This is a genomic window from Promicromonospora sp. NPDC057488 (assembly GCF_042802395.1).
In the GTDB taxonomy this organism is placed as follows: Bacteria; Actinomycetota; Actinomycetes; order Actinomycetales; family Cellulomonadaceae; genus Promicromonospora.
In genome coordinates, this window is the sequence record NZ_JBHVEG010000191.1 from 1 (window position 1) to 11,436 (window position 11,436).

At 71.9% G+C, this 11,436-nt stretch carries 11 protein-coding genes; 2 read left to right on the forward strand and 9 right to left on the reverse strand.

Annotated elements, in window-relative coordinates:
* Positions 1 to 152 precede the first annotated feature (152 nt).
* The 9 genes from ACFU5G_RS25770 to infC all read right to left on the reverse strand — a co-directional run bounded on the left by ACFU5G_RS25770 (position 153) and on the right by infC (position 9,117).
* On the reverse strand, positions 153 to 1,043 hold the full coding sequence (locus tag ACFU5G_RS25770) for an SDR family NAD(P)-dependent oxidoreductase (RefSeq protein ID WP_377251224.1): 891 nt from the start codon (positions 1,041 to 1,043) through the stop codon (positions 153 to 155).
* Positions 1,036 to 3,594, reverse strand: a complete 2,559-nt coding sequence (gene pheT / locus ACFU5G_RS25775; RefSeq protein WP_377251226.1) for a phenylalanine--tRNA ligase subunit beta — start codon at positions 3,592 to 3,594, stop codon at positions 1,036 to 1,038. Before pheT ends, ACFU5G_RS25770 begins: the two co-directional genes overlap by 8 nt.
* 1 nt (position 3,595) lies before the next feature.
* Complete coding sequence (pheS, locus tag ACFU5G_RS25780) at positions 3,596 to 4,663, reverse strand: phenylalanine--tRNA ligase subunit alpha (RefSeq protein ID WP_377251228.1); 1,068 nt, start codon at positions 4,661 to 4,663, stop codon at positions 3,596 to 3,598.
* A gap of 589 nt (positions 4,664 to 5,252) precedes the next feature.
* Complete coding sequence (gene thpR, locus ACFU5G_RS25785) at positions 5,253 to 5,849, reverse strand: RNA 2',3'-cyclic phosphodiesterase (protein WP_377251230.1); 597 nt, start codon at positions 5,847 to 5,849, stop codon at positions 5,253 to 5,255.
* Between the two features lie 44 nt (positions 5,850 to 5,893).
* The gene (locus ACFU5G_RS25790; RefSeq protein ID WP_377251232.1) at positions 5,894 to 6,343 is read right to left on the reverse strand and encodes a hypothetical protein; all 450 of its coding nucleotides are present in this window, start codon (positions 6,341 to 6,343) and stop codon (positions 5,894 to 5,896) included.
* 99 nt (positions 6,344 to 6,442) lie between these two features.
* A complete protein-coding gene (locus tag ACFU5G_RS25795) occupies positions 6,443 to 7,279 on the reverse strand; it encodes a TrmH family RNA methyltransferase (RefSeq protein WP_377251234.1) in 837 nt (278 codons plus the stop codon).
* Positions 7,280 to 7,341: 62 nt separating this feature from the next.
* Positions 7,342 to 7,725, reverse strand: a complete 384-nt coding sequence (gene rplT, locus ACFU5G_RS25800; protein ID WP_377251236.1) for a 50S ribosomal protein L20 — start codon at positions 7,723 to 7,725, stop codon at positions 7,342 to 7,344.
* 68 nt (positions 7,726 to 7,793) lie between these two features.
* A complete protein-coding gene (rpmI, locus tag ACFU5G_RS25805; RefSeq protein ID WP_020016628.1) occupies positions 7,794 to 7,988 on the reverse strand; it encodes a 50S ribosomal protein L35 in 195 nt (64 codons plus the stop codon).
* A gap of 103 nt (positions 7,989 to 8,091) precedes the next feature.
* Positions 8,092 to 9,117, reverse strand: a complete 1,026-nt coding sequence (infC, locus tag ACFU5G_RS25810) for a translation initiation factor IF-3 (RefSeq protein WP_377251238.1) — start codon at positions 9,115 to 9,117, stop codon at positions 8,092 to 8,094.
* 289 nt (positions 9,118 to 9,406) lie between these two features.
* Between infC and ACFU5G_RS25815 the strand changes: the two genes are divergently transcribed.
* Together ACFU5G_RS25815 and ACFU5G_RS25820 are read left to right on the forward strand one after the other, a co-directional pair.
* Positions 9,407 to 9,871: a Fur family transcriptional regulator gene (locus tag ACFU5G_RS25815; protein ID WP_377251240.1), complete on the forward strand. Its 465-nt coding sequence runs from the start codon at positions 9,407 to 9,409 to the stop codon at positions 9,869 to 9,871.
* A 74-nt stretch (positions 9,872 to 9,945) separates the two neighbouring features.
* Positions 9,946 to 11,394: a catalase gene (locus tag ACFU5G_RS25820; protein WP_377251242.1), complete on the forward strand. Its 1,449-nt coding sequence runs from the start codon at positions 9,946 to 9,948 to the stop codon at positions 11,392 to 11,394.
* Positions 11,395 to 11,436 lie beyond the last annotated feature (42 nt).

Sequence of the window (11,436 nt, forward strand, 5' to 3'; positions counted from 1 at the left end):
GCCACGCTCGGCCACGCTCGGCCACGGCCACTATCTTTCGAGTCCTACGTTTATTCGCTTTGAGCCGGCTCAAAGCGAAGAAACTTAGGCCTCGAAAGAGAAGGTGCGGTAGAGGTCGGGCCGAGACCGGGTCAGCCAGCTGTGTACCGGGCTCAGCGGCCCGTGAGGGCTCCCGTCAGCGGGTCGGTGCTGCCCGCCGGCAGCACGCGGAGCCGACGGGCCGTCCGCTCCGCGCCCTCGGCCTGGACCTGCGCCGCGCGCTCCTTGAGCGAGGCCGGGGTGTCGTCCGTGACGCGCAGGAACCAGCCCGAGCACTCGTCGAGCTCGCCCGCCGCGATCGCGTTCACGACGTCGGTGACCCGCTCGACCGGGGTCCACTCCGTGCGATTCTCGTGCAGCGTCATGCCCGTCGACATGTCGGTCCTCACGACGCCGGGCGCCAGCTCGAAGACGCGGATCCCGTGGCGGAAGCCCTCGTCGTGCAGGTTGGCGCCCATCCGCACCAGGGCGGTCTTGCTCGCGTTGTACGCCGAGCTGCCGCCGGACATCTCGTGCGAGCTCGCGCCCGAGGCCAGGTCGACGACCCGGCCCCCGCCGCGCGCGATCATGCCGGGCACCGTGTTGCGGCTGAACAGGAAGGGCGCGCGCACGTTGGTCTCGAAGACCGACCACCACTCGTCGGGGTCGGCCTCCCACAGCGGGTGCTCGGACTCGATGGCACCCGCGTTGTTGACCAGCAGGTCGATCGACCCGAGCGCCTCCTCGGCCTGCCCGACGGCGGCACGCACCGCTGCCTGGTCGGAGACGTCGGCACTGAGCACCACGACCGTCGCGGCCCCGGCGGACCGGGCCTCGGCGGCCACGGCCTCGAGCCGCACCGCGTCCCGCGCGAGCAGGGCGATGCCCAGCCCTGCCCGCGCGAGACCCAGCGCGATCTCGCGGCCGATGCCGCGCGAGGCGCCCGTGACGAGCGCCGTGCGCGCGGGTGGGACGGCGTCGGACGCCCCCACACGGGCACCCGACGCCGCGGGCGCGTCAGCCACGCAGCACCGCGCCGACCTTCTCCGACGCCGACTCCACGACGGCGTCGCGCACCGCGCGGACCTCCTGGGCCGACAGCGTGCGGTCCGCGGCGCGCAGGCGCAGCGAGTACGCGAGGGACTTCTTGCCCTCGCCCACCTGCTCCCCCGTGAAGACGTCGAACAGGGCGACGTCCTCCAGGAGCTCACCCGCGCCGGCCACGATCGCCGAGCGCACGGCCTCGGCCGGCACGTCACCGTCGACCACGAAGGCGAAGTCCTCCTTGGCCGCGGGGAACGCCGACACGGACGTGGCGCTGACAGGCTCGCCGGAGGCCGCGCCGACCAGGACGGTCAGGTCGACCTCGAACGCCGCCGCGCGAGCGGGCAGGCCCAGCGACTCGACGACCTTGGGGTGCAGCTCGCCGGCGTGGCCGACGAGCGTGCCGTCCGTGAGCTCGAGACGCGCGCAGCGCCCCGGGTGCCACGGCATGTGCTCGGTGTCGGCGGTGACGACCACCTCGACACCGGCGCGCTCGGCCACGAGACGGGCCGCCGCGAGGGCGTCCGCCCAGCCGGCGGCGCGACCCGCGCCCCACCAGCCGGCGAGCTCCCGCTTGCCGGTCAGCACACCGGCGACCCGGCGCGGCTGGTCCGGGACCGCCGCCGCGAGCGCGGCGAGCTGCTCGTCGGTGGGCCGCACGCCGCCGGGCAGCGCGGGCGCCGCGGGGGCACCCGGCACCGGGCGGGTGACGAGCCCGATCTCGTAGACGGCGAGGTCGGTGAGCCCGCGCGACACGTTGCGCCGCACGGTGTCGAGCAGCGTGACCAGCAGGTTGGTCCGCAGCAGCGGCTTGTCGTCGGCCATCGGGTTGACGAGGCGGAGCGCGTTACGGCGCTCGTCGTCGGCAGGCAGGCCGAGGGCGTCGTACTCGGGCGTGCCCACGAACGGGTAGCTGAGCGTCTCGACGAAACCCGCCTCGGCGAGGGCGCGCGCGACGGAGCGCCGCGTGCGCTGCTCGGCCGTGAGCCCACGACCGCCCGAGGCCGCCGGGAGCACCGACGGGATCTGGTCGTAGCCCTGGATGCGCACGACCTCCTCGACCAGGTCGGCCGGCTCGGTCAGGTCGGGCCGCCAGGACGGCGCGGTGACGGCGAGCACGCCGTCGCCCGCCGCCTCGACCGTGGCGCCGATCTCCTCGAGCGTGCTGCGCACCTGCTCGGGGGTGTACTTGACGCCCGAGAGCCGGGTGGGCTCGGTGACCTTGAGCGCGATGGGCCCGCGGCTGGTCTCGGCCGTGTGGTCGAGGTCGCTCACCGCGGCGTCAGCGGTGCCGCCGCCGAGCTCGACGAGCAGGTCGACGACGCGCTGGGCCGCGACCGCGGGCAGCAGCGGGTCGACGCCGCGCTCGAAGCGCTTGGCGGCCTCGCTGGAGAGCTTGTGCCGGCGGGACGTGCGCGCGACCGTGATCTGGTCGAAGTGCGCCGCCTCCACGAGCACGTCCGTCGTCGTGTCACTGACCTCGGACGACGCCCCGCCCATCACGCCGGCGAGGCCGAGCACGCGGCTGCCGGGACCCGCGGGCGAGTCGGTGATCAGCAGGTCCTCGGTGTTCAGGGCGCGGTCGACGTCGTCCAGCGTGGTGAGGTGCTCGCCCGCCGCGGCCCGGCGCACCACGATCGGTGCCGCGACCTTGGCCAGGTCGTAGGCGTGCAGCGGCTGCCCGAGGTCGAGCATCACGTAGTTCGTGATGTCGACCGCGAGGGAGATGGACCGCATGCCGGAGCCCTCGAGGCGGTGCTTCATCCAGGCGGGGGTGGGCGCGGCCGGGTCGATGCCGCGCACGATCCGCGTCACGAACCGGTCGCAGCCCGTCACGCCGTTGATCGGCGCGTCGTCCCGCACCTGCACCTCGAAGCCGTCCGGCGTGGCAGCCGGCTCGGCGCCGGTGGCCAGGCCGTGGTCGGTGAACTTGGCGCCCGTGGAGTGCGCGTACTCGCGCGCCACGCCGCGGTAGCTGAACGCGTACCCGCGGTCGGGGGTCACGTTGATCTCCAGGACCTCCTCCCCGAGGCCGAGGAGCGCGATCGCGTCCTGGCCGGGGGTGAGGTCCTCGGCGGCGAACCCGTGGCGGGTCAGCACCAGGATGCCGTCGTGGTCGTCGCCGATACCGAGCTCGCGGACCGAGCAGATCATGCCGTCGGACACGTGCCCGTAGGTCTTGCGGGCGGCGATGGGGAACGGGCCGGGCAGCACCGTGCCGGGCAGCGAGACCGCGACGAGGTCGCCCACGCCGAAGTTGTGCGCACCGCAGACGATGCCGCGCGCACCCTGCTCGTCGTTGTGCTCGGGGCCCACGTCGACCCGGCACCAGTTGATGGTCTTGCCGTTCTTCTGCGGCTCGGGGGTCATCTCGAGCACGCGACCCACCACGAGGGGGCCGGTCACGGCGGCCGGGTGGATCGCCTCCTCCTCCAGCCCCACCTTCACGAGGTCGGCGGCGAGCTGCTCGGCGGACAGGCCGGCGGGCAGCTCGACGTGGTCGGCGAGCCAGTCCTTAACGATGAGGGGCACTTCAGATCTCCGTCCCGAACTGGGTGGAGAAGCGCACGTCGCCCTCCACGATGTCGTGCATGTCCGCGATCGAGTGCCGCAGCATGAGCGTGCGCTCGACCCCCATGCCGAACGCGAAACCCGAGTACTCGTCGGGGTCCACCCCGGCGGCGCGCAGCACGTTGGGGTTGACCATGCCGCAGCCACCCCACTCGATCCAGCCCGCGCCACCCTTCTTCTGCGGGAACCACAGGTCCATCTCGGCGGACGGCTCGGTGAACGGGAAGAAGTTGGGGCGCAGCCGGGTCCTGGCCTCCGGGCCGAACATGGCCCGGGCGAAGGCGTCCAGCGTGCCCACGAGGTTGGCCATGGTCAGGCCCTTGTCGACCGCGAGGCCCTCGACCTGGTGGAACACCGGCGTGTGGGTCTGGTCCAGCGCGTCCGTGCGGAAGGTCTTGCCGGGGCACGCGATGTACAGGGGCACGCCGCGCTCGAGCAGGGAGCGCGCCTGGACCGGCGACGTGTGGGTGCGCAGCACGAGGTTGGAGTCGGCGCCGTCCTCGCCCGCGACGTAGAACGTGTCCTGCATCTGGCGGGCGGGGTGGTCCGGGCCGAAGTTCAGCGCGTCGAAGTTGAACCACTCCGCCTCGACCTCGGGTCCGTCGGCGATCTCCCAGCCGAGGCCCACGAAGAAGTCGGCGATGTTCTCCTGGATCAGCTCGATCGGGTGCCGGGCGCCGGTCGTCGTGCGCCGCACGGGGAGGGTCACGTCGACCGTCTCCTCCAGCAGCACGCGCGCGTCACGGTCGGCCTCGAGCTCCGACTGGCGGGCGGCGATCGCCTGGTTGATCCGGCCGCGGCGCGGGCCGACGAGCTTGCCGGCCTTCGCCTTGTCGGGACCCGGCAGCGCGCCGATCCCGCGGTTGGCGAGGGCCAGGGCGCTGCGGTCCCCCGTGTGCTGCGTGCGGACGGACTTCAGCGCGTCGAGGTCGCCGGCCTTGGCGATGTCGTCGAGAGCGGTCTTGACCGCGGCGTCGAGTGCCGCCTCGTCGAGCGGATCGATGGGTGCCTTCTCTTCGGGCGTGGACATGCTTGCCTTCCTGGCGGATTCGGGAGCCGGCCCGCTCCCCTGCTCGGGGACCCGTACCGGCATGTGAAGTCTAGGTGCCCGCCAGGGCTCAGGACGCGTTGTCCACAGGGCAGCTCAGTGCCCGCGCGCAGCGCTCGCCGCACGGCCCGTGGCGGGCCGCATAAATCGGCGGGTGAGTGGCTGCATGCCGTCATCATTCCATGCCCCGGCGAGCCCGAGCAACGTGAATGCGGGGCGGCACGACTGCGCTTGGCACACTTTTTATGGGTGTCGGTGGGCGGGCGTAGCCTCGCACCACCCGTCGAGAGCATGCTGCCCGTTTTATGGCTTTGAACTCGCTTGGCGTGCTTGAATTCTTTTTTGCGACATGCGGTGGCAGATCGTGAAGCGGTGCGTTAATGTGGAACACATGTTCGAGTCTGGTGGGAGCGAGCGAGGCGTGTCGGCCGGTACACCGGCCTCTTCCCTGGCGCGCCCGTCGCATCGCTCACCAGCACTTCGGGCAGTCATGCCTCCGTGGCCGGGGCGGCCCTGGTCCCGGCCACGGAGGCGGGGCCCGACAGCCCCGGGCGGATCAGCCCCCGCGCGTTCAGCCCTCGAGCGGCCAGGTCTGGACGATCTCGTAGCGCGGACCACCCTGCGGCCCCTCCCCCGGATGGGACTCCAGGAGGGCGAAGGAATCGGCGGTCCAGCCCGGACCGGCGTACACGGAGAGCGCCTGGGCGGCGGGTTCCAGGGCCGACCGCGGCTCGGCGCCCGCACGCTTGCCCCAGCGGTCCCGGCCGCGCGGCGGCTTCACCTGGCCGGCCCGCGCGCGGGCGACGGTCACGTGCGCCCGGTGCGGCTTCACGTCGTCGGGCACCTCGCGTGGCGAGGCCGCGAGGCAGTCGGTCGCCAGGTCCTTCAGCTCTGCCGTACCGCCGTCGACGCCGATCCACAGGACGCGGGCACCGAACGACCCCGCACCGCGCAGCCGCAGGTCGATCGGCCCGTGCTTGCGCGCGACGTCGGACAGGTCGTCGCGCAGCTCCGGGACCGTCCCCTCGGGGAGGTCGGCGTAGAAGGCGAGCGTGATGTGCAGGCTCTCCCGGGGTACCCACCGCGGGGATGCCGGCACGCCGTCGATGGCGAGCCCGAGATGGTCAAGAACGCTCTGGGGCGGGATGACCGCCGTGAACAACCGCACCCGACGATCCTAGGGGCGCCCCCCGCACTGCGGGGAGCCATTTCTCACCGGCGACGACGACGACGCGTGAGGGCCCACGCGACCGCGGCGGCCGCGAGCACGAACGCGATCTGGCCCCCGAGCACGATCCGGTTCACGTCGACTGCCGGCACCCAGCGCACGCCGTCGTCGTCGACGACGAGCGCGCCCGCGGGCTCGGCGCGCCGGCCGAAGCCGAACCCGCCGCCACCACCCTCGGCGAGAGTGGCCGGCTCGCCGTCCGGCTCGGGATCGGCGCTGGCGTCAGTACCGGCCCCGGCTTCGCCCTCGGCGTCACCGGCCCGGGCGTGGTGGCCACCAGGCTCGGTGCCGCCCCCACCCCCGGAGCCACCACCGGTCGCCACCCGGGCGGCCGGGATCACGAGGGTCCCCTCGCGCTCGATCGGCTCGCCGTACACCTGCCGAACGCCGAACGCCTCGGTCAGGGCCTCACTGATGCGGTTCAGATCAGGCATGTACCTCATGCGATCACCGTAGGGGACCGTCCACCGGGGCGACACAGCAGGAGCATTTGTCACCCGCTCACCCTGTGAGCGCGCGGGCGTCCGGCAGCCTCAGCGTTGCGCCCTGCTGCTCGCGTACAGGCAGACCGTCGCCGCCGTCGCCAGGTTGAGCGACTCGGCCCGGCCCCGGATCGGCACGCGCACCACGGCGTCGGCCAGATCCCGGTCGGCCTCGGGGAGACCCCAGGCCTCGTTGCCGAACACCCAGGCGGTCGGCCCGGCGAGGTCCGGGGCGGCGCCGCTCCCGGCGTCGTCGAGCAGGTCGTCCAGGTCGAGCGGCCCCGTGCCGTCGGCGGCGAGGACCTGGCAGCCCATGCCGCGCAGCTCCGTCAGGGCGGCGTCCAGCGGGAGTCCCGTGACGACGGGCAGGTGGAAGAGCGATCCGGCGGTGGAGCGCACCACCTTGGGGTTGTGCACGTCGACGCTCTCGCCGGCGAGCACCACGAGGTCTGCGCCGGCGGCGTCCGCGGCACGGATGACCGTTCCGGCGTTCCCGGGGTCGCGGACGGTGGCGAGCACCGCCACGAGCAGCGGCCGCCCGGCCCGCTCCGGAGCGCGCGCGGCCAGGGCCTCGGCGAGCGAGGGCGCGCTGGAACGCACGACGGCGAGCACGCCCTGGGCGTCTGCGCTCATCGCGTCCAGCACCTCGGGCGCGCCGACGTGCAGGTACAGCCCGGCGGCGCGGGCGTCGTCGACGATCTCGGTGTAACGCGTCGCCGCCGCGGGCGTCAGGTAGACGTCCCGCACGGACGACGCGGCGTGCCGCACCGCCTCCCGGACGCTCTGCGGCCCCTCGACCAGGAACTGGCTGTGCCGGGAGCGCGCCGAACGCCCGGCCAGTGCCCGCACCTGCTTGACCCGGTCGGCTCGCGGATTCGCGAGCGTCACGTCAAGCGGCGCGGGGGCCTCCGAGGAGGACACTGTCCGGGCGTCCGGTGAGATGCTCAACCTCAGGCAGCGGCCGGGGCGTTGACGTCCGCCGGCAGCGCGTCCTTGGCGACCTGGACGAGGGCGTTGAACGCCGCCACGTCGTTGACCGCGAGCTCGGCGAGCATGCGGCGGTCGACCTCGATACCAGCGGCCTTGAGGCCCTGGATGAGGCGGTTGTAGGTCAGACCCTGCGCGCGGGACGCAGCGTTGATGCGCTGGATCCACAGCTTGCGGAAGTCGCCCTTGCGCACCTTCCGGTCACGGTAGGCGTAGACGAGCGAGTGGGTGACCTGCTCCTTCGCCTTCCGGTAGAGGCGCGAGCGCTGGCCGCGGTAACCGGCGGCGCGCTCGAGGGTTGTACGGCGCTTCTTCTGGGCATTTACTGCCCGCTTCACGCGTGCCACGTGAGACTCCTTGTTACTTCGGGCTGGAAGGGTTCCTGGCGGCGCACGTCAGGCGCGCGCCACGGGGGTCACTTACCGAGCAGCTTCTTGATCTTCTTGACGTCGGCCGGTGCAACGACCTGGTCCACGGCCAGACGACGCGTACGACGGCTGGACTTGTGCTCGAGGTAGTGGCGGGCGTTGGTCTGCTCGCGCATGACCTTGCCGCTACCCGTGACCCGGAACCGCTTCTTGGAGCCGGAGTGCGTCTTGTTCTTCGGCATGACTGCCGTCTCTCCTCATGTCGGTCGACCGTTGCTGGAACGGCGACGTTTACCTGGGCCGGTAAGCCGGCCCGGTGTCGTGGTGGTCTTGGGGGACCTGGCCTCAGCCGGCGTTGCGTGGTGCTCGCGGCTTGGGGGCCACGGGCTTCGGCACCGGCTTGGGGGCCGGGGTCGGCTTCGGAGCTGCCTTGGCGGCGGGCTTCGCTGCCGGCTTGGAGGCAGCCTTGACGACCGGCTTCGGCTCCGCCGCCGGGGCGGGTGCCTCCGCGACGGGCTCGGGCTCAGGCTCGGGCTCGACGACGGCCTCCTCGATGACTGGCTCCTCGACCGCGGGCTCCTCGACGGGCTCCGGCGCGACGACTGCGGCCGGCTCCTCGACGGGGGCCTCGACGGTCTCGGTGACCTGGTCCTCGGCGACCTCGGCGACCTCGTCGTCCTCGGGCGCGTCGACCGCACGGGCCTGCGCCTTGGCCTCCGACTTGGTCATCCGGCCCGCGTTGATCTCGGTGGCGCGCTTGCGCTGCTCGACCTTGGCGTCAGCCTTCTTCTTGACCGGCCCGAGGACCATGGTCATGTTGCGGCCGTCCTGCTTGGGCATGGACTCGACGAAACCGAGATCGGCCACGTCCTCCGCCAGGCGCTCCAGCAGGCGACGACCCATCTCCGGGCGCGACTGCTCGCGGCCACGGAACATGATCATGACCTTGACCTTGTCGCCGGCCGAGAGGAACCGCTCGACGTGGCCCTTCTTGGTGCCGTAGTCGTGCGGGTCGATCTTGAGGCGGAACCGGATCTCCTTGAGGACCGTGTTCGCCTGGTTGCGCCGGGCTTCCCGCGCCTTCATGTCGGACTCGTACTTGAACTTGCCGAAGTCCATGAGCTTGGCGACGGGCGGGCGGGCGTCCGGCGCGACCTCGACGAGGTCGAGGTCAGCGTCCTGGGCGAGCTTCAGGGCGACCGCCGTGGCAACCACGCCGACCTGCTCCCCGCCAGGACCGATGAGACGGACCTCGGGGACACGGATCCGGTCGTTGATGCGAGGCTCGGTGATGGTGATGCTCCTTGGAAGTCGTTGATCGACCACCAGGAACGGGAAATGGCCCCCGCCCTGAACACAGGTGGAGGCCATCACGAGGAAAGGACACGCTGGCCCGGAAACAGCACCGCCGGACCTTCGTACCCGACCAAGGACCCGGACTCTGTCGGCATCTTGCGATGCGCTGTCGTGACTCGGGTGGGATGGAATCCACTTTGCGCACCCGGCTCACACCGGGTCGGTCGTGCCTACACGGTACCAGCAGGAGGAGACCACTTGCCAGGCGGGCCGGTGTGAGGTGGGCCGCCTCACATTCCACCGGGCGAAACCCGTTGCCCCGCTCAACTGGAATGATTCCAGTTTAGGGCCTAGGCTCGGATGCATGACGTCGACCGCCCCCGCCGCCGCGACGCCCGAGGACCTCCTCCGTGGCGCCGGCCTGCGCGTGACCGCCGCCCGGGTGGCGGCGCTGCGCGCCGTGGGCGAGAACCAGCACGCCACGGCCGACGCCGTCCTGAGCTCGGTCCGTGCCGAGCTCGGCACGGTGTCCGTGCAGGCGGTCTACGACCTCCTGCACGCGCTGACCGGCGCCGGGCTCCTGCGCCGCATCGAGCCCGCCGGGCACCCCGCCCGCTACGAGCGCCGCACCGGCGACAACCACCACCACATCGTCTGCCGCAGCTGCGGCGCCATCGGCGACGTGGACTGCACGGTGGGCCACGCGCCCTGTCTCACCCCGAGCGACGACCACGGCTTCGTGGTCGAGACCGCCGAGGTGACGTACTGGGGCCTGTGTCCCGACTGCCGCGACCAGGGCTCCGGCGCGGATCCCACCGCGCAGCCCTGACCGCACAGACCTTCCAGCCCCGCTGGAACCCCGCAAGAACCCCCGCAAGCAGCAGCAGAGGAAGGCACGTCTGAATGACTACTCCCTACACCACCACGCAGACCGGTACCCCGGTCGCCAGTGACGCGCACTCGCTGACCGTCGGCGCCGACGGCGCCACGGTCCTCCACGACCGCTACCTGGTCGAGAAGCTCGCGCAGTTCAACCGCGAGCGCATCCCGGAGCGGATCGTGCACGCCAAGGGCGGCGGCGCCTTCGGCGAGTGGGAGATCACCGGTGACGTGTCGCAGTACACGCGTGCGGCGGCCTTCCAGCCGGGCGCCAAGGGCGAGGTCGCGCTGCGCTTCTCGTCCGTGGCCGGCGAGATGGGCTCCCCCGACACCTGGCGCGACGTGCGCGGTTTCGCGCTGCGCTTCTACACGACCGAGGGCAACCTCGACATCGTCGGCAACAACACGCCGGTCTTCTTCATCCGCGACGCGATCAAGTTCCCGGACTTCATCCACTCGCAGAAGCGCCTCCCCTGGTCGGGCCTGCGCGACGCCGACATGCAGTGGGACTTCTGGACCCTGTCGCCGGAGTCGGCCCACCAGGTCACCTACCTCATGGGTGACCGCGGCCTGCCGGCCTCGTGGCGCGAGCTGAACGGCTACGGGTCGCACACCTACCTGTGGACCAACGACGCGGGCGAGAAGTTCTGGGTCAAGTACCACTTCATCTCCCGCCAGGGCGTGAAGTTCCTCAGCCCGGAGGAGGGCGAGAAGATCGCCGGCGCCGACGCGGACTACTACCGTCGCGACCTGTACGAGGCCATCGAGCGCGGCGACAACCCGGTCTGGGACATCAAGGTCCAGGTCATGCCGTACGACGACGCGAAGACCTACCGCTTCAACCCGTTCGACCTGACCAAGGTCTGGCCGCACGCGGACTACCCGCTGATCCACTTCGGCCACTTCACGCTGAACCGGAACCCGAAGAACCACTTCGCGGAGATCGAGCAGATCGCGCTGTCCCCGGCCAACCAGGTCCCGGGCACGGACATCTCGCCCGACAAGATGCTGATGGCCCGCGTGTTCTCCTACCCGGACGCCCAGCGCTACCGCGTGGGCACCAACTACCAGTCGGTGCCGGTCAACCAGCCGCACGCCGCTCCGGTGCACAACTACTCGCAGGACGGCTCGCAGCGCCACCACTTCAACGAGGTGGGCACGCCCAACTACGCGCCGAACTCGTTCGGCGGCCCCGTGGCCGACCCCGCCCGCGGGCACGACGGCTCCTGGGCGCAGGACGGCGAGCTGGTCCGCACCGCGGCCACGCTGCACAGCGAGGACGGCGACTTCGTCCAGCCGGGCACGCTCTACCGCGAGGTCTACGACGACGGCGCCAAGGCCCGCCTGCTGGAGACCCTGACCGGCCAGGGCCAGTCGATCACCATCGACGAGATCCGGGAGCGCTTCTTCCAGTACTGGACGAACGTCGACGGCGAGCTGGGCGCCAAGCTGCGCGCGGCCGTCGCGGCCTGATCCAGAGCACACGACCGAGGCCGGGCTCCCGTCGGGGAGCCC

Coding starts and splice junctions, on each gene's coding strand:
- pheS (WP_377251228.1), bottom strand. CDS start 4,663: ATGTCCACGCCCGAAGAGAAGGCACCCATCGATCCGCTCGACGAGGCG.
- ACFU5G_RS25790 (WP_377251232.1), bottom strand. CDS start 6,343: ATGCCTGATCTGAACCGCATCAGTGAGGCCCTGACCGAGGCGTTCGGC.
- rpmI (WP_020016628.1), bottom strand. CDS start 7,988: ATGCCGAAGAACAAGACGCACTCCGGCTCCAAGAAGCGGTTCCGGGTC.
- infC (WP_377251238.1), bottom strand. CDS start 9,117: ATGGCCTCCACCTGTGTTCAGGGCGGGGGCCATTTCCCGTTCCTGGTG.
- ACFU5G_RS25815 (WP_377251240.1), top strand. CDS start 9,407: ATGACGTCGACCGCCCCCGCCGCCGCGACGCCCGAGGACCTCCTCCGT.
- ACFU5G_RS25820 (WP_377251242.1), top strand. CDS start 9,946: ATGACTACTCCCTACACCACCACGCAGACCGGTACCCCGGTCGCCAGT.